Origin of the sequence: Streptomyces sp. NPDC060209 (genome assembly GCF_042728155.1) — a bacterium.
Lineage (GTDB): Bacteria > Actinomycetota > Actinomycetes > Streptomycetales > Streptomycetaceae > Streptomyces.
Genome location: NZ_JBHWZS010000037.1, coordinates 1 through 22,486 on the forward strand (window position 1 = coordinate 1; position 22,486 = coordinate 22,486).

A 22,486-nucleotide genomic window follows, 5' to 3' on the forward strand; every position below is an offset into this window, starting at 1 on the left:
CATTCATGTCGTCGTCGCGTGACCCGGACGGTCAGGGACCGTTGCCACCGCGCCCGCCACCGTCGTTCCCGCCGATGATGCCGGGCGGCAGGGTGATTCCGCCGATGGGGTCGGCGGGCTTGCCGTTGTCGTTCCCGCCGCCACCGGTGTCCTGGTCGCGGCCCTTGTCCTTCTCCTTGTCCTTCGCCTTCTCCTTGGCGCGGGGCACCGAGATCGGGTGGAAGGACGGGGTCTCCGAGGCATTGAGCGCGCCGGTCATCGCTGTCTTCCAGATGGGACCGGGAAGACAGCCACCGCAGACCTTGTCGTAGTACTGGCCACCGATGTTGATGTTGTACATCTTGGTGGTCTTCGCGCCGATGTCGTCGCCCACCCAGACCGCGGTGGAGAGGTTCGGGGTGTAGCCGACGAACCAGGCGTCGAGGCGGTCGTTCGTCGTACCCGTCTTGCCCGCGTTGTCGCGGTCGGTGAGACCGGCCAGGGTGCCGGTGCCGTCCTCGACCACGCCCTTGAGCATCTGGCTGATCGTGTCCGCCGTCGGCTCGCTCATCGCGCGGGAGCACTCGGTCTTCGGTACGCCGATCTTCTTGTCGTTGGCGTCGGTGATCGACTCGATGGCGACGGGCGAGCAGTACGTGCCCCGGTTGGCGAACGTGGCGTACACGGAGGCCATCGAGAGCGGGGTGCTCACCTCGCCGCCGAGGGTGATCGAGGCGTGCTCCTCGATCTCCTTGCCGTCGCCCCGCTCGTAGCCGGTCTTCTTGGCCATCTCGACCGTCTCGCAGAGCCCGGCCTTCTGCTCGAGCTTGGCGAAGTAGGTGTTGATGGACTTGCCGAGCGCGCTCGTCATGTCCCAGCTGCCCTTTTCGGACTCCATCTCGTTCTGCAGGTCCCAGTTGCTGCTGCCGGTCGGGGCGCCCGCACAGGTACGGAAGGAGTTCAGCGGCAGCGAGATCTTCCAGTCGGTGGCGTAGCTCTCCGCCGGGCTGATGCCCTTCTCCAGGGCGGCGGCGGCGGTGATCGGCTTGAAGGTCGAACCGACCTGGAAGCCGTAGGTGCTGCCGCCCATCTTGTTGCTGACGCCGAGGTTGAGGACCGTCTCGTTCTTCTTCTGGTCCAGGCCGTACGGCCTGGACTGGCCCATCGAGAGGATCTTGCCGGTGCCGGGCTCGACCTGCACCACCGAGGCGGCGACCTTGTCGTCCTTGTAGACCTTCGAGGTCGCGGCGTCGTCGGCCGCCTTCTGCGCGCGCGGTGAGAGCGTGGTCCTGACGGTCAGACCGCCGAGGTTCCAGAGCTTGGCGCGCTCCTCCTCGGTCTTCCCGAAGGTCGGGTCGGTCAGGATGGTCTTGCGTACGTAGTCGCAGAAGAATCCGGCGCCGCTGACGGCCGTGATGCAGCCGTTCTTCGGCTTGCTGACCTTCAGCTCGAGGGGGGCGGCGATGGCCTCGTCGGCCTCGGTCCGGGAGATGCTGCCGACGGCGGCCATGCGCTCGAGCACGGTGTTGCGACGCTTGGTCGCCTCCTCCGCGTCGTTGACCGGGTCGTAGCGGGTCGGCGACTGGACGAGGCCGGCGAGCATGGCCGCCTCCTCCACCTTCAGGTCCTTGGCGTGCTTCGAGAAGTAGCGCTGGGAGGCGGCCTCGACGCCGTAGGCCTGCTGCCCGAAGAACGTGATGTTGAGGTAGTTCTCCAGGATCTTCTTCTTGCCGAGCTCTTCCTCGACCTGGATCGCGTACTTCAGCTCCCGGACCTTGCGGCCCAGGGTCTGCTGGGTCGCCTCGGCGACCTTGTCCGGGTCGTCGCCCGCCTCCTCGACGAAGACGTTCTTCACGTACTGCTGAGTGAGCGTCGATGCGCCCTGCGCGGCGCCGCCCTCCTGCACGTTGCGGTTCATCGCGCGCAGGATGCCCTTGAGGTCGACCGCGCCGTGCTCGTAGAAGCGTGAGTCCTCGATCGCGATGATCGCGTCCTGCATGTACGGCGAGATGTCCTTGAGCGGGACGACGGTGCGGTCACGCGAGTACACCGTGGCGATCGCGCCGCCCTCGTTGTCCAGGATCGTGGTCCGCTGGCTCAGCGGCGGAGTCTTGAGGTTGGAAGGGATCTCGTCGAATCCCTCGACCGTCCCCTTGGCTGCGAGCCCGAGTGCGCCGGCGGCCGGCAGCGCGATGCCTGCCAGCACAGCTCCGGAGAGCGCGGCGACACCGAGGAACTTGGCGGCCTGCTGGGTCGTCGTCAGACCCCCGCCTGAGCGCTTCTTTGGCATGGGGGCAGCCTACGTTCTCATTCGCCGGACACGCGTATAGGCCTTGGCCTAAGCTGCTCTCAACTGTCACAGCAGTCCGATTTTGTATCAACCCCCCTGCACGGTCCTCAGTGGAATTCAGCCACCCGTCGAGGCGTTCCCGAATTCGCCTCTTATGTTGCTGAATGTCCGTTGCGACTTGGGGTTTCTGTCCCGATTCTTTCGGGATAGTCGCGCATGTCCTCGCATCACTCCTCTGGGTGATCTGCCGCGTACGCATAGTCCGTTCGGGCCATTCAAGATTGGGCCCGAAGGGGGTGTTGTGCTGTCGCCACCTTCCGTAACGTCCTCAACTGGCAGCGGTGAATATGCCGCTACCGCCGTGGGGGAGCCTCGATTCGGGAGAGGACGGCGCCGGGATGGGCTGGGTAACCGACTGGAGTGCGCAGGCAGCCTGCCGCACTACCGATCCGGATGAATTGTTCGTACAAGGGGCAGCGCAGAACAGGGCCAAGGCGGTGTGCACCGGATGTCCGGTGCGGACCGAGTGCCTGGCCGACGCGCTGGACAATCGCGTCGAGTTCGGCGTGTGGGGCGGGATGACGGAGCGGGAGCGCCGCGCACTGCTGCGCCGGCGGCCGACCGTGACGTCCTGGCGTCGCCTGCTGGAGACCGCGCGCAGTGAATACGAGCGGTCCACGGGCTTGCTGCCCGCAGCGGTGGGCCTGGACGACGACGAACTGCACGACGACGAACTGCACGAGACGTTCGCCGCCGTGGGGTAGTGGCACTCGGGCTGCCTGTGGGGGAGGCCCTGGGGTGGTCCTATGCAGCTCCGGCCGGTGCAGAAGCGGAACCGGTCGCGAGCAGTTCTCCGATGGCCCTGAGGCCTGAGAGGTCGTGCACGTCACCCGGCAGCGCGGCCACCTCGGTCACCGGGACCTCGGGGTGGTGCGTGGTGAAGCGGTCGCGTGTGTGCTGCTCGCGCGCGACGACCTGCATCCGCTCGGCGTGCAGCCGCAACAGACCTGCGGTCAGCTGCTCGACGGATACCTCGACGGACACGGCGTCCGCGGTGGGTGTGTCTTGCCCGTCCGCTTCCGTGGGTGGCACGGAAGGGTCAGTCGACTTCCGGCCACGGCCGTGCGGCTCGGGGGTGCGCGACGTCCGGTCGTGCTGGGGCGGCTCCTGCTGTGGTGGATCGTGCGGTGCGGGCTCGTTGCTGCGCTCGGGGGAGAGTGGCGACTCCGGGGCTTCGGGAGAGGTGGCGGCCACCGGGTCCGCCGGGTCACCAAGGCCAGCCTTCCCGGCCGTCTGATCCACAATGCCGCTGCCTTCAAGATTTTCTGCGGCTGCCAGCGCCCGCTCCTCGGAGAGCCGTGAGGCCTCGCTGCCGTGCACCCGGTTGAGGACCAGGCCGGCCAGCGGCATCTCCTCCGCGGCCAGCCGCTCCACGAAGTACGCGGCCTCGCGCAGCGCGTCCCGCTCCGGCGTCGCCACCACGAGGAACGCCGTACCGGGTGCCTGGAGCAGCTTGTACGTCGCGTCGGCCCGGGTACGGAATCCGCCGAACATGGAGTCCATCGCCGCGACGAAGGTCTGTACGTCGCGCAGGAATTGACCGCCGAGCAGCTTGCCGAGCGTCCCCGTCATCATCGACATCCCGACGTTGAGGAATTTCATCCCGGCCCGCCCGCCGATCTTCGCCGGGGCGATCAGCAGCCGGATGAACTTCCCGTCCAGGAAGGAGCCGAGACGTTTCGGCGCGTCCAGGAAGTCCAGAGCGGAACGGGACGGCGGGGTGTCGACGATGATCAGGTCCCACTCGTCGCGCGCCCTCAGCTGCCCGAGCTTCTCCATCGCCATGTACTCCTGCGTGCCCGCGAACCCGGCCGACAGCGACTGGTAGAAGGGGTTCTCCAGGATCGCGCGGGCCCGCTCGGCATCCGTGTGCGCCTCGACGGTCTCGTCGAAGGTGCGCTTCATGTCGAGCATCATGGCGTGCAGTTCGCCCTCGCCGTCGATGTCCTCGACCCGGCGCGGGATGTTGTCCAGCCGGTCGATGCCCATGGACTGGGCGAGCCGGCGGGCGGGGTCGATGGTCAGGACGACGACCTTGCGGCCTCGCTCGGCCGCCCGCACCCCGAGCGCCGCCGCGGTCGTGGTCTTGCCCACGCCCCCGGAGCCGCAGCACACGACGATACGGATCTCCGGGTCGTCCAGGAGCGCGTCGGTCTCCAGTCCCGGTGCGATGCCCGTGCTCAGCGTCATGACCCCACCCCTCGTCCGGAGCCGCGTCGCTTCCCGCCCCGGGGCGCCTGCCCCGCCGCGTCCGCGGTCTCGTCGCCGACACCTTGTTTGCGGAACTCCTCCGCCAGCTCGTTCAGCGCGGACAGGGTCACTCCCTCGCTCATCAGCGGGAGCTCGGCCAAGGGCAGTCCGAGCCCGGCCAGCACCGCGCGCTGCTCACGCTCGAGGCCGACCCGCTGGGCATGCTCGGCGGCCTGCGCGACCAGCGGTCGTACCAGCCCGGCGGAACCTGTCACACCGGCTCGGGTGAGCGCCTTCGCGATCTCCTTGCGGCGGCCCCCCGACGCCGTGCGCAGAGCGTCCTCGTCCAGCAGATGGGGCCGCACCATGTTCACCACGACCCGGCCCACGGGCAGTTCCGCGGCCCGCAGCTCGGCGATGCCGTCCGCGGTCTCCTGGACCGGCATCTCCTCCAGGAGCGTCACCAGATGGACCGCGGTCTCGGGCGACTTCAGGACCCGCATCACGGCCTGCGCCTGATTGTGTATCGGGCCGATCCGCGCCAGTCCCGCCACCTCGTCGTTCACGTTGAGGAAGCGGGTGATGCGGCCGGTGGGGGGCGCGTCCATGATCACGTAGTCGTAGACGAACCTGCCCTGCTTGTCCTTGCGGCGTACGGCCTCGCACGCCTTGCCGGTCAGCAGGACGTCCCGGACGCCCGGGGCGATGGTGGTGGCGAAGTCGATCGCGCCGAGCTTCTTCAGAGCCCGGCCCGCACTCCCCAGCTTGTAGAACATCTGGAGGTAGTCCAGGAGCGCGCGCTCGGCGTCGATCGCCAGTGCGTGGACCTCGCCGCCGCCGGGCGCCACGGCGATCCTGCGTTCCTCGTAGGGGAGGGCATCGGACTCGAAGAGCTGGGCGATGCCCTGTCTGCCCTCGACCTCGACGAGGAGGGTGCGCCTGCCCTCGGTCGCGAGGGCGAGCGCGAGTGCGGCGGCGACCGTGGTCTTACCGGTCCCGCCCTTGCCGCTGACGACCTGGAACCTGCTCACGTCTTCGAGCCTAACCAGTCGGCAGGCAGGCTACGCACGAGGCCGCATGTGCCAGGCATTACAGTCGGCTGCATGACCAAGTGGGAATACGCGACCGTGCCCCTTCTCGTGCACGCGACCAAGCAGATTCTGGACACCTGGGGCGAGGACGGCTGGGAGCTGGTCCAGGTCGTTCCCGGCCCGAACAACCCCGAGCAGCTCGTGGCCTACCTGAAGCGGGAGAAGCCGTAGTGGCGGGCGCCGTCGAGGCGAAGCTCGCCGAGCTCGGCCTGACGCTTCCGGACGTCGTCCCGCCGCTGGCCTCCTACCAGCCGGCCGTGCGGTCCGGGTTGTACGTCTACACCTCGGGCCAGCTCCCGATGGTGGACGGCCAGCTCGCGGTGACCGGCAAGGTCGGCGCCGAGGTGACGGCGGACGAGGCCAAGGAGCTGGCGAAGACCTGCGCGCTGAACGCCCTGGCAGCAGTGAAGTCGGTCGCCGGTGACCTGGACCGGATCGCACGTGTTGTGAAGGTCGTGGGGTTCGTAGCCTCGGCCGCCGACTTCACCGGGCAGCCGGGAGTCGTCAACGGTGCGAGCGAGCTCCTGGGCGCGGTCCTGGGCGACAAGGGCGTGCACGCGCGCAGCGCCGTGGGCGTAGCCGTGCTGCCGCTGGACGCACCGGTGGAGGTCGAGGTCCAGGTCGAGCTCGTCGACGCCTGAGTCCCGTACACCCACGATCCCGCCCGGTCCCACGACCGGGCGGGATCGTGGGTGTAAGGGGCAGGTATTGCGTCGGGGACCCCTCGAACATCGGCGCGGTTCCGGATAGCCTCCGGCCATGTCCAACGGTCAGTGGTACCCACCGGAATGGCCCGACCGGATCCGGGCCCTCGACAGCGGCGAGCTGACAGCCGTGCCCCCCAGGCGTGCGGCCACGGTGATGCTGCTCCGGGACGACAAGCCGGGGCCGGAGGCAGCCGGTCCCTCCGTCCACATGCTGCGCCGGCGGACCTCCATGGCCTTTGCCGGCGGTGCGTACGCCTATCCGGGTGGCGGGGTCGACCCGCGCGACGACGACCACCTCGTGGGCTGGGCGGGACCGTCCCTGGAGACCTGGGCCGGCCGGCTGGGCGTCGACACGGCCGCCGAGGCGCAGGCAGTCGTCTGCGCCGCGGTCCGTGAGACGTACGAGGAGGCCGGCGTCCTGCTGGCCGGGCCGAGCGGCGACACAGTCGTGAGCGACACCACGGGTGCCGACTGGGAGGCCGACCGTGAGGCGCTCGTCGCCCGGGACCTGTCCTTCGCCGGGTTCCTGGACCGCCGGGGCCTGGTGCTGCGCTCCGACCTGCTGGGCGCGTGGGCGCGCTGGATCACCCCGGCCTTCGAACCAAGGCGCTACGACACCTGGTTCTTCGTCGCCGTGCTCCCGAAGGGGCAGCGCACCCGGAACGTCTCCACCGAGGCCGACCGGACGGTGTGGATCCGGCCCGGTGACGCCGCCGACGGTTACGACAAGGGCGAGCTGCTGATGATGCCGCCCACCGTGGCCACCCTGCGGGCGCTGAGGCCGTACGGGACGGCCGCGGAGGCGTTGGAGGCGGCAGCCTCCCAGAGCCTTGCTCCCGTGCTGGCAGAGGCCCGTATGGAGGGTGACGAGCTGGTTCTGAGCTGGCCGGGGCACGACGAGTTCACCAAACACGTCCCGACGGCAGGTGGCCCCGCCGCCCCCTCCACGGACGACGGCACGGACGGGAACTCCGCATGAGCGAAGCGGCCGCACTGCCCGGACAGCCCCGCGGCGGGGTCCTCTCCGGACCCGCCACCACCCGTACGGTCAACGTCCTGGCGCCCAACGCCTCGGCGATGACGCTGGACGGCACGAACACCTGGATCGTCGCGGAACCGGGCTCCGACCTCGCGGTCGTGATCGACCCGGGGCCGCTCGACGACGTACATCTGCGGGCCGTCATCGACACCGTGGAGAGGGCGGGCCGGCGCGTCGGCCTCACCCTGCTCACTCACGGGCACCCCGACCACGCGGAGGGCGCCTCCCGCTTCGCCGAGCTCACCGGGACGAAGGTGCGTGCCCTGGACGTGGCGCTGCGCCTGGGCGACGAGGGACTCACGGCCGGCGACGTGATCACCACAGGAGGGCTCGAACTCCGGGTCGTCCCCACCCCGGGGCACACCGCGGACTCGCTCTCCTTCCATCTGCCCGCCGACCGGGCGGTGCTGACGGGCGACACGATCCTCGGGCGCGGCACCACCCTCGTCGCCCACCCGGACGGCCGCCTCGGCGACTACCTGGACACCCTGCGGCGGCTGCGTTCGCTGACGGTCGACGACGGGGTGCACACGGTGCTCCCGGGGCACGGACCGGTGCTGGAGGACGCGCAGGGCGCCGTCGAGTTCTACCTGGCTCACCGTGCACACCGCCTGGCTCAGGTCGAGACGGCCGTGGAGGCGGGCCACCGGACGCCTGCCGAGGTCGTGGCGGCGGTGTACGCGGATGTGGACCGCTCCCTCTGGCCCGCGGCGGAGCTGTCGGTGAGGGCCCAGTTGGAGTACCTGGCCGAGCACGGACTGATCTGAACCGAACCGGTCAGGGAACGCACGCGAAAGGCCCCACCGGTCGGTGGGGCCTTTTCGACGGCTGCGTCCATCGGCGGCCGGTCACGGTCGTCCGGCGACCGCGTGTGCGGCGGAGGGGTCAGCGGGACCGCTTCGCCAGCCGCTCCACGTCCAGCAGGATCACGGCGCGCGCCTCGAGCCGCAGCCAGCCGCGGCCCGCGAAGTCCGCGAGTGCCTTGTTGACCGTCTCGCGGGAGGCGCCGACCAACTGGGCCAGCTCTTCCTGGGTCAGGTCGTGCACGACGTGGATGCCCTCCTCCGACTGCACGCCGAAGCGGCGCGACAGGTCGAGGAGCGCCCGGGCGACGCGTCCCGGCACATCGGAGAAGACCAGGTCGGACATCTGGTCGTTCGTCTTGCGCAGGCGCCGGGCGACGGCGCGCAGCAGCGCGGTGGCCACCTCGGGCCGTGCGTTCAGCCAGGGCTGGAGGTCCCCGTGACCGAGGCCGAGGAGCTTGACCTCGGTGAGCGCGGTCGCGGTCGCGGTGCGCGGGCCCGGGTCGAAGAGCGACAGCTCCCCGATCAGCTCGCCGGGGCCGAGGACGGCCAGCATGTTCTCCCGCCCGTCGGGAGAGGTGCGGTGGAGCTTCACCTTGCCCTCGGTGACCACGTACAGGCGGTCGCCCGGGTCGCCCTCGTGGAACAGCGCGTCGCCGCGTGCGAGGGTCACCTCACTCATCGAGGCGCGGAGCTCCGCGGCCTGCTCGTCATCGAGCGCCGCGAAAAGCGGGGCGCGCCGCAGAACGTCGTCCACGAGTTCTCTCCTTGTCGGCCTGTTCAGGGAAGGGTGGTTTCCATGATGCCGGACGGTAAAACAGTGCGATCGATCACAAACCAGTTTGACGCACGGGCGTGCCGGACCCTACGGCAGGGGGCCGATTGGGCGTGGATGTGCGGTGACCGGGGCGGATGTCAGCCCCTGGCTCTAGGCTGGCCGGGTGTCCGGAACGCCGGTGAGAGCGCAGGCCGAGGGGGCTGATGGGGTGTCGGGAGACAGGAATTCCGCTGTGGGCGAACAGGGTGTACGAGGTAAGAAAAATGCCGCAAATCGCTCGACGGGAGCGGCGTCGGGCAAGCCCGCGAAGCAGGAGTCGCACCTCGCGATGGTCCGCCGTGCCCGCAGGATCAACCGCGAGCTGGCCGAGGTCTATCCGTACGCCCACCCCGAGCTGGATTTCCGCAATCCCTTCGAGCTCCTGGTGGCCACGGTTCTTTCCGCCCAGACCACCGACCTGAGGGTCAACCAGACCACCCCGGCGCTATTCGCCGCCTACCCGACACCCGAGGACATGGCCGCCGCCGTTCCCGAGAAGCTGGAGGAGATCATCCGGCCGACCGGCTTCTTCCGGGCCAAGGCGCGGTCCCTCATGGGCCTGTCGGCCGCTCTTCGGGACGACTTCGGCGGAGAGGTCCCCGGCCGGCTGGCGGATCTCGTGAAGCTGCCGGGTGTCGGCCGCAAGACGGCCAACGTCGTCCTCGGCAACGCGTTCGGCGTGCCCGGCATCACGGTGGACACCCACTTCGGCCGGCTGGTCCGCCGCTGGAAGTGGACCGAGCAGGAGGACCCGGAGAAGGTCGAGGCGGAGATCGCCGCGATCTTCCCGAAGAGCGAGTGGACGATGCTCTCGCACCGTGTCGTCTTCCACGGCCGCCGCATCTGCCACTCCCGCAAACCCGCCTGCGGCGCCTGTCCGATCGCGGCCCTCTGTCCCGCCTACGGGGAGGGCGAGACGGATCCCGAGAAGGCGAAGAAGCTCCTGAAGTACGAGATGGGCGGCTATCCGGGCCAGCGCCTCAGCCCGCCCCCGGACTATCCGGGCAGCCCCGCCCCGCCGCTGGGAGCCGGGTGAGCGGCCGTCCTGCGAGCGCGCGGTCCGAGCGGCGCCGTCCCCGGCCTGCGGGTGCGCGAGCCGGGGAGGGCCTGTCCCGGCCGGAGTGTGCGAGGGACGAGCGGCGCCGGCCCCGGGCCGCGGGGCGGGCCCGTGCGGAACGAAATGGCCGACGACAGGCGTTGGAACGACGGGGGTGCCCATGACGCACGCACAGAGCACACGGGCCGCGACGGACGCGGCCACCGACGGGACGGGCGAGCCCCACGACAGCGCGCTCACCGTCTCGGCCGACGGCCTGCCGGGCTGGCTCGAGCCCGTCGCCCGGGCGGCGCGGACCGTCCAGGCCCAGCAGCTCAGCCGTTTCCTGCCGCCGGAGAGCGGGGCCGGGCGCCAGTCCGCCGTCCTGATCCTCTTCGGCGAGGGCGAGCGCGGCCCCGAGCTGCTCCTGATGGAGCGTTCCGGGACCCTGCGCTCCCACGCCGGCCAGCCGTCCTTCCCCGGCGGCTCCCTCGATCCCGAGGACGGCGACCACACGACCACCGGACCGCTCAGGGCCGCTCTGCGGGAGGCCGAGGAGGAGACCGGACTCGACCCGAGCGGTGTCCAGCTCTTCGGGGTGCTGCCCCGGCTCTACATCCCGGTGAGCGGCTTCGTGGTCACGCCCGTCCTCGGCTGGTGGCGGACGCCGAGCCCGGTGGGTGTCGTCGATCCGGCCGAGACGGCCCGGGTCTTCACCGCCCCCGTGGCGGATCTCACGGATCCGGCCAACCGCGCGACGGCCGTCCATCCGAGCGGCCACCGAGGCCCCGCATTTCTGGTCGAATCCGCACTGGTCTGGGGATTCACAGCCGGTGTGATCGACAGGATTGTGCACTACGCAGGGTGGGAACGCCCCTGGGACAGGACCAGACAGGTGCCGCTCGACTGGCGCGCATGACAGGCTGACTCCCGTGCTGCGCTGTTCCGGGCCTGGCCCGGACCCCGTTGAACCGGACGGGCCAGGTGACGAATCTGCGAGGCTATAGACGGTGAACGTGCTGGACATCCTGCTGCTCGTCGGCGCCGTGTGGTTCGCGGTCATCGGCTACCGCCAGGGTTTCGTCGTCGGCATCCTGTCCGTGATCGGCTTCCTGGGGGGCGGCCTCGTGGCCGTCTACCTGCTGCCGGTCATCTGGGACCAGGTGACCGACGGGTCGGAAGTCTCCTCCACCGCCGCCATCGTCGCGGTCGTGATCGTGATCGTGTGCGCCTCCGTGGGCCAGGCGTTCACCACCCACCTCGGCAACAAGCTCCGCCGGTACATCACGTGGTCGCCGGCGCGCGCGCTGGACGCCACCGGCGGCTCCCTGGTCAACGTGGTGGCCATGCTCCTGGTGGCCTGGCTGATCGGCTCCGCGCTGGCCGGTACGTCGCTGCCGACACTGGGCAAGGAGGTCCGCAGTTCCTCGGTGCTGCTCGGGGTCTCCCGGGTGATGCCCGCTCAGGCCTCCAACTGGTTCACGGACTTCTCCTCCGTCCTCGCGCAGAACGGCTTCCCGCAGGTCTTCAGCCCCTTCGCCAACGAGCCCATCACCGAGGTCGAGCCCCCGGACCCGGCGCTGGCCGGGAGTCCCGTCGCTGCCCGTGCCAAGAAGTCCATCGTCAAGGTCGTCGGCATGGCGCCGGGCTGCGGCAAGGTCCTCGAAGGAACCGGTTTCGTCTTCTCCGACCGCCGTGTGATGACCAACGCCCACGTGGTCGGCGGCGTCGACGAACCGACCATCCAGATCGGCGGCGAGGGCCGGCTGTACGACGCCAAGGTCGTCCTCTACGACTGGCAGCGGGACATCGCCGTACTGGACGTGCCTGACCTGGACGCCGAGCCGCTGCGCTTCACCGACACCGACAAGGACGCGGGGAGCGGGGACAGCGCCATCGTCGCGGGCTTCCCGGAGAACGGCGCCTACGACGTACGCTCCGCACGCATCCGTGGCCGTATCGACGCCGACGGCCCGGACATCTACCACCGGGGCACGGTGCGCCGTGATGTGTACTCGTTGTTCGCGACCGTCCGCCAGGGCAACTCCGGCGGCCCGCTGCTCACTCCGGACGGAAAGGTGTACGGAGTGGTGTTCGCCAAGTCACTCGACGACCCGGACACGGGTTACGCGCTGACGGCCGACGAGATCCGCGAGGACATCGAACTCGGCAAGTCCACGGCGCAGCAGGTCGACAGCCAGGGCTGCGCGCTCTGAGGCCCTGCGTCCGGCTCCGTCCGGACGCGGTCGCACGGCCCGCGCCCGGTGGCCCCGCGTGGCGCGGGCAGGTACGGCCGAATGCCCCGGACGGAGAGTGCTTGGCTCCGGCGGGTGCGGGTGCGGGTGTCAGGTGGAGGCCAGGGCCCCCGGGCCACCGGCCGCTTCCGTACAGATGTCGCGTACGGGCCGGTTCCCGGGCCTCAACCGGCCCGGACACCGGCGCGTGGCGTGTTGTCCGGCCGCCCCCGCGTCATCCACGGGGATGGCGCAGACGCGCCGAGACCCAGCGGGCCCGGCGGTGGAGAATACGCGGAATGCCCAGCCGGAGATCATGGAAATCGCTCACATCGTGCACCCGGCTCAGGGAGCCGCCCCCCTCGTGAATGCTCGGACCAGCAGGAGCGGTCGAGCGGCGGTTGCGTGCTGCGTCATTGAAGTCGCGCGTCCAGCCCATACCCCGACGTCTGCCCGTGACCCAAGGTCGGTAATCGTGCGTGAGTCAGCCAATTGGCTTATGCGGCAGGCAATTGGCTGTTCGTCGGACACGTGTGCCCATCGACTACCGGTCGGGCTCGGGGTCCTTGAGCCAGTTGATGAGTTCGGTCGAGAAGCCGACCGGATCCTCCTCGTGGGGGAAGTGCCCCAGACCGTCGAAAAGTCGCCACCGGTACGGTGCCTCGACGTACTCGCCGGACCCCGCGGAACTACGGGTCCGGATCGCCGGGTCGAGCGAGCCGTGGAGATGCAGCGTCGGTACACGCACCGGGCGCTTCATCCGCCGGTTGAACTGGACGCCGTCCGGACGCGCCAGGGAGCGCACCATCCAGCGGTACGGCTCGATCGAGCAGTGCGCCGTCGACGGGATGCACATCGCGCGCCGGTAGACGTCCACCGTCGCGTCGTCCGGGAACTCCTGGGTGCGCGGCCCCGACCAGTCGCGGATCATCCGGGCCACCAACGCCGCGTCGTCCGCGACGAGCTGACGCTCCGGGACCCAGGGGCGCTGGAAACCCCAGATGTGCGAGCCCGCCCGGGACTGTGCGAGGTCGGACAGCATCGAAGAGCGCCAGCGGCGGGGGTGCGGCATCGACGACACCACGAGCCGCCGCACCAGCTTCGGCCGCATCACGGCCGCCGTCCAGGCGAGATAGCCGCCCATGTCGTGACCCACCAGCGCCGCGTCCGGCTCGCCGAGCGAGCGGATGACTCCGGTGACGTCGAGCGCCAGGTTCGCGGGGTCGTAGCCCCGGGGCGTACGGTCGCTGCCGCCGACCCCGCGGAGGTCCATCGCGACCGCTCGGTACCCGGCGTCGGCCAGGGCGGTCAGCTGATGGCGCCAGGTCCACCAGAACTGCGGGAAACCGTGCAGCAGCAGCACCAGCGGCCCGTCGCCGAGCTCGGCGATGTGGAAGCGTGCGCCGTTGGCCGCCACATCACGGTGGGTCCACGGCCCGTCGAGGCGGACGGGGCTGCCGGAACCGGCAGCCGGTCCCAGCGGCCCCACCGGGCCGGATGCGCTGAAATCGGGGTCGGTCATGTGGACGAGCGTGTCACAGAGACCGCCTTGTCCTGGACAGGGCGGTTCTCGATGGCCCTGTCCGCGAGTGTGCTGCCCTGCGCCGGCTCGATCGCACGCGCGCTGACGACGGGGCGGGGGTGCGGCTTGACGCCCTGCAGGACCGCCGCGGTCTGCTTGGCCGAAGCGATGGACTTCTCCGGCGGCTTGACCTTCTTGAACTTGGCGAGCCCGAAGAGGGCGAGCAGGATCCCCAGCAGGATGAACGCACCGCCGACGATCAGGAACGACCAGGCGAGACCGAGTCCCAGATTGTGGATCCCGTAGGCCGCGGCGAAGCTCAGCACGGGGATCGCGAACAGGATCAGGACACCCGTGACGATGAATGCCACGCTGCCGATCACGCCGCGCTTGACGTCCTGACGTACCTCGGCCTTGGCCAGGGCGATCTCGTCGTGCACCAGCGCGGACATTTCAGCGGTGGCCGAAGCGAACAGCTGTCCGAGACTACGGTCGGTGCTGCCCGCGTAGTTGCCGGGGTCGCTCATCCCTGACTCCCTCTCCTCTTCCGTACATCCGATGTCAGATCATGCCGGACTGTCCGGCTTGCTGCTCGCTGCCCCCGCCCGTTCGGCAAGGCGGCGGTGTTCGGCAGCCTTCTTCTCGTGGATCGCGGCCATGCGCAGGTGGTACTCCGGGTCGTCCTGCTCGTAGACGTCGGGCACCCCCGATTCGTCCGCGTCGAGTTCCTCGGCCTCGTACAGCGTCCTGTATCTGCGTACCCGCAGTTTGAGCAGTACACCGGAGAGTACGGCGGCAATCAGGGAACCGATGAGGACCGAGGCCTTGACGTCGTTGATCATGTCCTCGTCGCCGGTGAAGGCGAGCTCCCCGATGAGCAGCGAAACGGTGAATCCGATGCCGGCCAGTGTGGCCACCGCGAAGACATCCGCCCAGGCGAGGTCCTTGTTCAGCTCGGCCTTGGTGAAGCGGGTGACGAGCCAGGTGCCGCCGAAGATGCCGATGGTCTTGCCGACGACCAGACCGAGCACCACCCCGAGCGTTTCGGGCCGGGTGAAGACGCCGGCCAGGGCATCGCCCTTGAGGGTGACACCGGCCGAGAAGAGTGCGAACAGCGGGACCGCGACGCCGGCCGACAGCGGGCGCACCAGGTGCTCGATGTGTTCCCCCGGGGAGTGCGTCTCTCCCTCGCGCCTGGTGCAGCGCAGCATGAGGCCCATGGCGACGCCCGCGATCGTGGCGTGGACGCCGCTGTTGTACATCAGCGCCCAGATGACCAGGGCGAGCGGCAGATAGATGTACCAACCCCGTACGCCCGTGCGCAGCAGCACGAAGAACACGGCCAGACCCAGGAACGCGCCGCCGAGTGCCAGGAAGTCGATGTCCTCGGTGAAGAAGACCGCGATGATGAGGATGGCGAAGAGGTCGTCGACCACGGCGAGCGTCAGCAGGAAGGCGCGAAGTGCCGCCGGCAGCGACGTACCGATGACCGCGAGGACGGCGAGCGCGAACGCGATGTCGGTGGCGGTGGGAACGGCCCAGCCGGCTAGGGACCCGCCTCCCAGCGCAGCGGCCACCGTATAGACGACGGCGGGGACGGCCATGCCGCAGAGTGCCGCCGCGACGGGCAGAGCCGCGGCCCGGGGGTCGCGGAGTTCACCGGCGACCAGCTCCCGCTTCAGTTCGACGCCCGCGACGAAGAAGAAGACGGCGAGCAGTCCGTCGGCCGCCCAGTGGGACACCGAGAGATGGAGCCCCAGCGCCTCGGGGCCGAAGTGGAAACGGCTGACAGAAGCGTAGGAGGAGCCGAAGGTGTTTGCCCAGATCAGCGCGGCAACGGCCGCGGCCAGCAGGATGACGCCGCCGACCGTCTCGGTGCGCAGGGCCTCCGCGACGTAGTTGCGCTCGGGGAGGGAAAGCCGGCCGAGCAGGGTGCGGCGGCCGGAAGGGGGAACGGGCGGGGCCACGAGGGAGACCTCCGGGTCGGATTACGGCAGTGGCGGCATGGCGGATACACATGCCGACCAGACTTCCCGGCGCCCCTGTGAAGATTTTTGTGTCGTTGTCGCTGAGTCCTCGCGCTTACGTGCCGGCGGGCACGTGATTATGCCGATGTGCTCCGCCTGACGAGATCACCACTCTACCTGGGGCATCGGAAACGTATACGGATCCGGATCGCGCCGCCCGGCGGTGTGCTCCGGTGCCCCGTCTCCGTGTCCGCCTTTCTCTGCCCTTCCGCCCCGCCCCTCAGGCTGCCGGAAGGGTACTTGGGCCCCGGTTGCCCGGAGGGGCACCCGGGTTGCTTCCGGGTGCCCCTCGAAGGCGTGCTGGCGGACCGCTCAAGGCCCGGGCTTGTCGCTGTCCGTCCTCCCTAGGTCCTCCTGGTCCGTCCTTGTCCTTCCCTGTCGGTCCCTGTCCGTCTAGTCCTCGGACGAAGCGGAGGGCAGCTGGGTCTGGATGAGGGACATGACCGAGGAATCCGTGAGCGTCGTGACGTCGCCCAGTTCGCGGTTCTCGGCGACGTCGCGCAGCAGGCGGCGCATGATCTTGCCGGAGCGGGTCTTGGGCAGTTCGGCGACGGGCAGGACGCGCTTGGGTTTGGCGATCGGTCCGAGTGTGGTGCCGACGTGGTTGCGCAGCTCGGCGACCAGTTCGTCGGAGGCGGTGGCGGTGCCGCGGAGGATCACGAAGGCGACGATGGCCTGGCCGGTCGTCTCGTCGTTGGCACCGACCACGGCGGCCTCGGCGACCGAGGGGTGCGACACGAGAGCCGACTCGACCTCGGTGGTGGAGATGTTGTGCCCGGACACGAGCATGACGTCGTCGACCCGGCCGAGCAGCCAGATGTCACCGTCCTCGTCCTTCTTGGCACCGTCGCCCGCGAAGTACTTGCCCTCGAAGCGGGACCAGTAGGTGTCGAGGAAGCGCTGGTCGTCGCCCCAGATGGTGCGGAGCATCGACGGCCACGGCTCGGTGAGGACGAGATAGCCGCCCCCGCCGTTCGCCACCTCGTTGGCCTCGTCGTCGACCACGGTGGCGGAGATGCCGGGCAGGGCCCGCTGGGCGGAGCCGGGCTTGGTCTCCGTGACCCCGGGAAGCGGCGAGATCATCATGGCCCCGGTCTCGGTCTGCCACCAGGTGTCCACGATCGGACACCTGTCGGCGCCGATGTGCTTGCGGTACCAGATCCAGGCCTCGGGGTTGATCGGCTCACCGACCGAACCCAGGACCCGCAACGACGACAGATCGAACTTCGCGGGGATGTCGTCCCCCCACTTCATGAACGTACGGATCGCGGTCGGCGCGGTGTAGAGAATCGTCACCCCGTACTTCTGCACGATCTCCCAGAACCGCCCCTGGTGCGGGGTGTCGGGCGTGCCTTCGTACATGACCTGCGTCGCACCGTTGGCCAGCGGCCCGTAGACGATGTACGAGTGCCCGGTCACCCAGCCGATATCGGCGGTGCACCAGTACACATCCGACTCGGGCTTGAGATCGAAGACCGCATGGTGCGTGTACGCCGCCTGGGTCAGGTAACCCCCGGAAGTGTGCAGGATCCCCTTCGGCTTACCCGTCGTCCCCGAGGTGTAGAGAATGAAGAGCGGCTGCTCCGCCTCGAACGCCTCGGGCGTGTGCTCGGCCGACTGCCGGCCGGTGATCTCGTGCCACCAGACGTCCCGGCCCTCCGACCACGCGGTGTCCTGACCGGTCCGCCGGACCACCAGAACATGCTCGACACTGTCGATACGGGAGACGGCGTCATCCACGGCCGGCTTCAGCGCAGAGGGCTTGCCGCGACGGTAACCACCGTCGGCCGTGATGACGACCTTGGCATCGGCATCCTGAATACGGGCGGCGATGGCATCCGCGGAGAAACCCCCGAACACCACCGAATGCGCTGCGCCGATGCGGGCACAGGCCAGCATCGCTACGGCGGCCTCCGGGATCATCGGCAGGTAGACGGCGACCCGGTCTCCCCTGCCGACACCGAGTTCGGTGAGTGCGTTGGCCGCACGGGAGACTTCGTCCTTCAGCTCCGCGTAGGTGATCGCACGGCTGTCGCCGGGCTCACCCTCGAAGTGGATCGCGACCCGGTCGCCGTTGCCCGCCTCGACATGCCGGTCCACGCAGTTGTACGCGACGTTGAGCTTGCCGTCGGCGAACCACTTCGCAAAGGGCGGGTTGCTCCAGTCGAGCGTCTCCGTCGGCTCGGTGGCCCAGGTCAGGCGGCGGGCCTGCTCGGCCCAGAAGCCCAGCCTGTCCGCCTCGGCCTGCTCGTACGCCTCCACTGTCACGTTGGCGTTCGCGGCCAGATCGGCAGGCGGTGCGAACCGCCGCTCCTCCTTGAGCAGATTGGCCAGACTTTCGTTGCTCACGACATCTCCCATTCCCAGGGTGTCCGTTGTGTCCCGGAGGACAGCTCATCAGGCTGCGGGCCAGGTGACAAGTGTCTGCCGGAAATTGGTTTAGACCTGTGCCTCGCGCGGAGGGCCAAAGGCCCCGCTTTCGCAAACAGCGTTGTTCGATGCGAAAGCGGGACCACAAGGTCTCACGGACCGGGTGGGGGAGTGGTTCAGGCGCCTACCGTGGTGCCAGGGGCCGTTTGCAGCGCTTCGGTGCCGGGCTCAGCGCCCCATACCGCTCCGGGGGCGACCCGGGCGAAGACCTCGTCGGGCCCCGTTCCGGAACTGGCGCCCTCGGTCAGCAGGTAGGCCTGAGCCTCGCCGACATGAAAGTACATGCCGTGCAACTGCAGGGTGCCTGACGCCAGTCGGCGAGCGACCGATTCGTGCGCACGCAGGTGTTCCAACTGCTGGACCACATTGGTCAGGCAGAGCTGCTCCACCGCGTCGGTGGGCATCCTGCCGGCGATGCGCGCCCAGGAGTGGTGGCGGGAACGCATGCGCTCCAGGCTCGGCAGCCCGTGCCGCAGCCAGCGCCACAGAGGTGTCTTGGGCGTCTCCGGCGCGGCCCCCAACAGGGCCTGCATCGCCCCGCATCCGGAGTGGCCGCAGATGGTGATGGACTCGACCTCCAGCACATCCACCGCGTACTCGATGGCGGCGGCCACGGAGTCGTCGTTGCTCGTCGAGCCCCCGGTGTCCGGCGGCGGCACCAGATTGCCGACGTTGCGCACGGTGAAGAGGTCACCCGGGCCGCTCGCCGTGATCATGCTGGTTACCAGGCGGGAGTCGGCACAGGTGAGGAACAGCTGCGAAGGCCGCTGCCCTTCGGCAGCGAGCCGGGCCAGCTCCTCACGCACCAGTGGGGCGGTGGTGCGCTGAAATGAACTGAGTCCGCTGAGAAGCCGATGGGCCCCGTGCCGACGGATCGGGGAGTTTTCCGGTGCTGCGGGAGGAGTAGCCTTCGAGACGATGTGCGAGGCAGGGACGGCGGTGGTCGGTGCGGCGTCCTGCACACGGTCGTGGCAGTGGTGGTTGCGCCATGGTGTCCATGGACGGCAGCAGGAGTGGGCCGCCGACGCCGGCTCGGCGATCCGGCCACCGGAACGCCCTGTGAACTCGATACGGCCCCCCATAGCGGTCTGCGCCGCGTACCAGTCCTGGATCGTCTCGTACGCCGCGTGGTCCATGAAGAAGCCGTCCAACTCGACTACGGCGTCCACCCCGTGGGGGAGCCTTCCGAGCAAGCGGCTGAGCCGGGGGACGGCCAGGAACGTCAGCTGTCCCCGAGCGGCCACCAGGTAGCGGCCGTCCTGTTCCGTCACGGTGATCCTGGTGCGTGCCAGACGGTGCAGGGCGACGGCCACCGCCACGACGATGCCGATCGCCACACCCTCGAGCACCCCGGCGAGGATCACGCCGCTGATCGTCGCGCCGTACACCAGGAACTCCCGGTGTCTGTGGACCTTGCGGATGTGGGCGAAGCTGACCATCTGGACACCGACCACCATCACCAGGGCGGCGAGCGCGGCCAGGGGGATCCACTCGAGGGCCGTCACCAGCAGCAGGGCTGCCAGCAGCACCCAGACGCCGTGCAGGACGGTGGAGGCGCGGCTCTCCGCGCCCGCTCGCACGTTCGCTGAACTGCGCACGGCGCCGCCGGACACGGGAAGTCCTCCGGCCAGTCCCGACACCGCATTGGCGACACCCTGGGCCCGCAACTCCCGGTCGAGGTCGGATCGCTTTACAGGCGCGGGCGGCGTCGCCCCGTCCTTGGAGGCGGCTGTTGACCGGTCCGCGGCCAGCTTGTCCACGGCGACCGCGGCGAGCAGGGACTCGAGGCTGGCCACGAGCATGACCGTGAACACCGCTGTTGCCAGCGCTGCCACCGGGCCCTGCGGCAGCTCGGGCAGTGCGTGCGCGCGCCATGAAGGGAGGTCCACGCGGGCGATCCCGGGTGTTGCCACGGTAGCCACGGCCGTGGCGATGACCACTGCCGCGAGCGCGGCGGGAATTCTGCCCAGCGAACCTCCGATCCGGCCGGGCAGGCGCGGCCACACGACGAGAAGCAGAATCGTGAGGGCTCCGATGGAGAGCGAGGCCGGCGCGGACCGCACCAGGTGCGAGGGAAGCGACAGCGCGTTGTCGAGCGCTGTGCTCTGCGGTGCTCCACCGAGCACGATGTGCAGCTGGGCGAGGGCGATGGCCACACCGATACCCGCGAGTGTGCCGTGCACGATGGCCGGGCTGACGGCGAGGGCGCTGCGGGCCGCTTTCAGCGAGCCCAGCAGAATCTGCAGGAGCCCCGCACCGATGGTGATCGCGCACGTGGTGCGCCAGCCGTAGATCTGGATCAATTCGGCTGTGACTACGGTCAGTCCGGCGGACGGGCCACTGACCTGGAGGGGCGTGCCGCCCAGGAGTCCGGCGACGATGCCGCCGATCGCCGCCGAGACCAGACCGGCGGCTAGGGGGGCGTCCATGGCGACGGCGAGTCCGAGCGACATGGGAACGGCGATCAGAAAGACAGTGATCGATGCGGACAGGTCCGCACCTGATACGCGGAAACGTCCGCGGTGGGGCGGTGGTGGCGGGCTGTGCGGACGCTTGAATCCCGAGGCACGTGAAGGGTGCGAACTGCGGGATGAGTGGTCGTTGCGGGTAGGGACGCAGGCAGACATGTTTCCCGTCTCCTCCGGGGCAGCGCGGTCGCGGTATGTGAGTGACGGCGGCCGTGGGTCACGGCGTGCAGCGGTGGGGTACAGCGGCGGGATTCTCAACTCTCCGTAAACGAATCGTAATGGAGAGTAAAGAAAGGTGTCCATGTTTTCGAGCAAATAGCCCAGCGAGTCACCCCTTCAAGTGAATAAGCAGCTTTTCATTCGGCTTGTCGTACTGATTCCGGCAGGGCTGCGTGTGAGGTTGACGGCGCCGCGTCGGCACTTCAACGCACGAATCCTGCAAGGAAGAGGGTGGACGGATGATGGCCGCCACGAAGCGGATCGCACTGGGTGCCGTGGTCGCGGCACTGGTCGCCGGCTTGGCCGGTTGCTCGGGTTCCGGCACGGGGGCCGCACCGGGAGCCGGGAAGGAGTCGGCTCCCGGTGCGGAGGGGAACTCTCCGGCGGCAGCGCCGAAGGGGGCGGTCAACCTCATCGGGGACGGTTCCACGGCCTTTACGGGAGCCCAGCCGAAACTCCCTGTGGCCAAGCGTCTCAAGCCCGGCCAGAAGCCTCCGCAGTTCGTGGTGTTCTCGTGGGACGGCGCGGGCGAGGACAGTCAGAAGCTCTTCTCGCATTTCCGCGCTGTCGCGAAGAAGTACGACGCGAGGATGACGTACTTCCTCAGTGGTGTGTACCTCCTGCCGGAGGAGAAGAAGGGGCTCTACGACCCGCCTCAGCATTCGGCGGGCCGTTCCGACATCGGGTTCAACGACACCGAGGGAATTCGCCACACGCTCACGGAGTTGCGTGCCGCGTGGCAGGACGGCAACGAAATCGGCACGCACTTCAACGGACACTTCTGTGGGCCGGACGGGGGCGTCGGCACCTGGTCGGTCGAGGAGTGGAAGAGCGAGATCAGCCAGGCGAAGTCGTTCGTGAAGAGCTGGAAGACCAACACCCCCGCTCTCAAGGGCGAAGCACCGCTGCCCTTCGACTACGACAAGGAGCTGATCGGCGCCCGCACTCCGTGCCTGGAGGGGCAGAAGAACATGGTCGCGGCCGCACGGACCATGGGATTCCGCTATGACTCCAGTGGTGTCGGCAATCAGGTCTGGCCGGCGAAGAAGGACGGGCTCTGGGACCTCCCCCTGCAGCTTGTCCCGGTACCGGGACGAGCCTTCGAGACGCTCTCGATGGACTACAACTTCATGTTCAACCAGTCCGGTACGACGCAGGGCGACCCGGACCAACATCAGTACTGGGGTAACCAGATGCGGGACGGCCTGCTCCAGGCGTTCGGCCGCGCCTACAACGGGAACCGCGCTCCGCTGATCATCGGCAACCACTTCGAATCCTGGAACGGTGGCACCTACATGCGTGCGATCGAGGAAACGATCAAGACGGTGTGCACCCAGCGGGATGTGCAATGCGTTTCCTTCCGCCAGCTCGCCGACTGGCTGGACGCGCAGGATCCCGCGACGCTCGACAAACTCGGGACGCTGAAGGTGGGTCAGGCGCCGAAGCCGGGCTGGGCCGCATTCCTGGCGGGGACGGCTCCGGCTGAGCCCGCAGGCAGCCCCGTGCCTGCCAGGCCGGCGGATCAGCCGGCAGGCAGGGGAGCCGACGGGAGCGCGGATTAGAGGTCACCTTCG

At 69.2% G+C, this 22,486-nt stretch carries 19 protein-coding genes; 9 read left to right on the top strand and 10 right to left on the bottom strand.

All coding sequences use genetic code 11. The features are described 5' to 3' along the window. Positions 1-31 precede the first annotated feature (31 nt). Entirely contained in the window at positions 32-2,269 is a 2,238-nt protein-coding gene (locus ACFWFI_RS10330; RefSeq protein WP_387387696.1) for a transglycosylase domain-containing protein, read from the bottom strand. 398 nt (positions 2,270-2,667) lie between these two features. On the opposite strand from ACFWFI_RS10330, the gene ACFWFI_RS10335 reads away from it, so the two are divergent. After that, positions 2,668-3,033 (top strand): WhiB family transcriptional regulator, encoded by a 366-nt coding sequence (locus ACFWFI_RS10335; protein WP_387387698.1) that lies wholly within the window; start codon positions 2,668-2,670, stop codon positions 3,031-3,033. 40 nt (positions 3,034-3,073) lie between these two features. On the opposite strand, the gene ACFWFI_RS10340 is transcribed toward ACFWFI_RS10335, so the two are convergent. Together ACFWFI_RS10340 and ACFWFI_RS10345 are read right to left on the bottom strand one after the other, a co-directional pair. Next, positions 3,074-4,519 (bottom strand): ArsA family ATPase, encoded by a 1,446-nt coding sequence (locus tag ACFWFI_RS10340; RefSeq protein WP_387387699.1) that lies wholly within the window; start codon positions 4,517-4,519, stop codon positions 3,074-3,076. Then, the gene (locus tag ACFWFI_RS10345; RefSeq protein ID WP_387387701.1) at positions 4,516-5,550 is read right to left on the bottom strand and encodes an ArsA family ATPase; all 1,035 of its coding nucleotides are present in this window, start codon (positions 5,548-5,550) and stop codon (positions 4,516-4,518) included. The genes ACFWFI_RS10340 and ACFWFI_RS10345 overlap by 4 nt, the downstream gene beginning before the upstream one ends. A gap of 72 nt (positions 5,551-5,622) precedes the next feature. Here ACFWFI_RS10345 and ACFWFI_RS10350 point away from each other — a divergent pair, with 72 nt between their 5' ends. The 4 genes from ACFWFI_RS10350 (at position 5,623) to ACFWFI_RS10365 (ending at position 8,123) form a co-directional block, all read left to right on the top strand. Continuing rightward, positions 5,623-5,781, top strand: coding sequence for a DUF4177 domain-containing protein (locus tag ACFWFI_RS10350; RefSeq protein ID WP_019992579.1), 159 nt, complete (start codon positions 5,623-5,625; stop codon positions 5,779-5,781). Next, on the top strand, positions 5,781-6,251 hold the full coding sequence (locus ACFWFI_RS10355; RefSeq protein WP_387387703.1) for a RidA family protein: 471 nt from the start codon (positions 5,781-5,783) through the stop codon (positions 6,249-6,251). The genes ACFWFI_RS10350 and ACFWFI_RS10355 overlap by 1 nt, the downstream gene beginning before the upstream one ends. Before the next feature lie 118 nt (positions 6,252-6,369). Further along, on the top strand, positions 6,370-7,296 hold the full coding sequence (locus tag ACFWFI_RS10360; RefSeq protein WP_387387705.1) for an NUDIX hydrolase: 927 nt from the start codon (positions 6,370-6,372) through the stop codon (positions 7,294-7,296). Then, the gene (locus ACFWFI_RS10365; RefSeq protein WP_387387707.1) at positions 7,293-8,123 is read left to right on the top strand and encodes an MBL fold metallo-hydrolase; all 831 of its coding nucleotides are present in this window, start codon (positions 7,293-7,295) and stop codon (positions 8,121-8,123) included. Before ACFWFI_RS10360 ends, ACFWFI_RS10365 begins: the two co-directional genes overlap by 4 nt. Positions 8,124-8,241: 118 nt before the next feature. Here ACFWFI_RS10365 and ACFWFI_RS10370 read toward each other — a convergent pair whose 3' ends face one another. Beyond that, positions 8,242-8,916: a Crp/Fnr family transcriptional regulator gene (locus ACFWFI_RS10370; RefSeq protein ID WP_014046869.1), complete on the bottom strand. Its 675-nt coding sequence runs from the start codon at positions 8,914-8,916 to the stop codon at positions 8,242-8,244. Positions 8,917-9,169: 253 nt separating this feature from the next. Between ACFWFI_RS10370 and nth the strand changes: the two genes are divergently transcribed. From nth to ACFWFI_RS10385, 3 genes are all read left to right on the top strand, one after another. Next, complete coding sequence (gene nth / locus ACFWFI_RS10375) at positions 9,170-10,012, top strand: endonuclease III (RefSeq protein WP_387387708.1); 843 nt, start codon at positions 9,170-9,172, stop codon at positions 10,010-10,012. A gap of 181 nt (positions 10,013-10,193) precedes the next feature. After that, positions 10,194-10,931 carry an NUDIX hydrolase gene (locus tag ACFWFI_RS10380; RefSeq protein ID WP_387387709.1) on the top strand — a complete coding sequence of 246 codons (738 nt, stop codon included), beginning with the start codon at positions 10,194-10,196 and terminating at the stop codon, positions 10,929-10,931. Positions 10,932-11,022: 91 nt separating this feature from the next. Next, the gene (locus ACFWFI_RS10385) at positions 11,023-12,228 is read left to right on the top strand and encodes a MarP family serine protease (RefSeq protein WP_387387711.1); all 1,206 of its coding nucleotides are present in this window, start codon (positions 11,023-11,025) and stop codon (positions 12,226-12,228) included. Between the two features lie 253 nt (positions 12,229-12,481). Here the strand turns inward: ACFWFI_RS10385 and ACFWFI_RS10390 are convergent, their stop codons facing one another. The 6 genes from ACFWFI_RS10390 to ACFWFI_RS10415 all read right to left on the bottom strand — a co-directional run bounded on the left by ACFWFI_RS10390 (position 12,482) and on the right by ACFWFI_RS10415 (position 20,852). Beyond that, positions 12,482-12,685: a hypothetical protein gene (locus ACFWFI_RS10390; protein WP_382096052.1), complete on the bottom strand. Its 204-nt coding sequence runs from the start codon at positions 12,683-12,685 to the stop codon at positions 12,482-12,484. A gap of 105 nt (positions 12,686-12,790) precedes the next feature. Then, positions 12,791-13,768: an alpha/beta fold hydrolase gene (locus ACFWFI_RS10395; protein ID WP_387387714.1), complete on the bottom strand. Its 978-nt coding sequence runs from the start codon at positions 13,766-13,768 to the stop codon at positions 12,791-12,793. Beyond that, complete coding sequence (locus tag ACFWFI_RS10400) at positions 13,765-14,295, bottom strand: phage holin family protein (RefSeq protein ID WP_387387716.1); 531 nt, start codon at positions 14,293-14,295, stop codon at positions 13,765-13,767. The genes ACFWFI_RS10395 and ACFWFI_RS10400 overlap by 4 nt, the downstream gene beginning before the upstream one ends. Before the next feature lie 39 nt (positions 14,296-14,334). Further along, a complete protein-coding gene (gene nhaA, locus ACFWFI_RS10405) occupies positions 14,335-15,735 on the bottom strand; it encodes a Na+/H+ antiporter NhaA (RefSeq protein WP_387387718.1) in 1,401 nt (466 codons plus the stop codon). 453 nt (positions 15,736-16,188) lie between these two features. After that, entirely contained in the window at positions 16,189-18,156 is a 1,968-nt protein-coding gene (gene acs / locus ACFWFI_RS10410; protein WP_387387720.1) for an acetate--CoA ligase, read from the bottom strand. Positions 18,157-18,341: 185 nt separating this feature from the next. Then, entirely contained in the window at positions 18,342-20,852 is a 2,511-nt protein-coding gene (locus ACFWFI_RS10415; RefSeq protein ID WP_387387722.1) for a SulP family inorganic anion transporter, read from the bottom strand. 299 nt (positions 20,853-21,151) lie between these two features. On the opposite strand from ACFWFI_RS10415, the gene ACFWFI_RS10420 reads away from it, so the two are divergent. Then, positions 21,152-22,474, top strand: a complete 1,323-nt coding sequence (locus tag ACFWFI_RS10420; protein ID WP_387387723.1) for a polysaccharide deacetylase family protein — start codon at positions 21,152-21,154, stop codon at positions 22,472-22,474. The last annotated feature ends 12 nt before the right edge of the window (positions 22,475-22,486 follow it).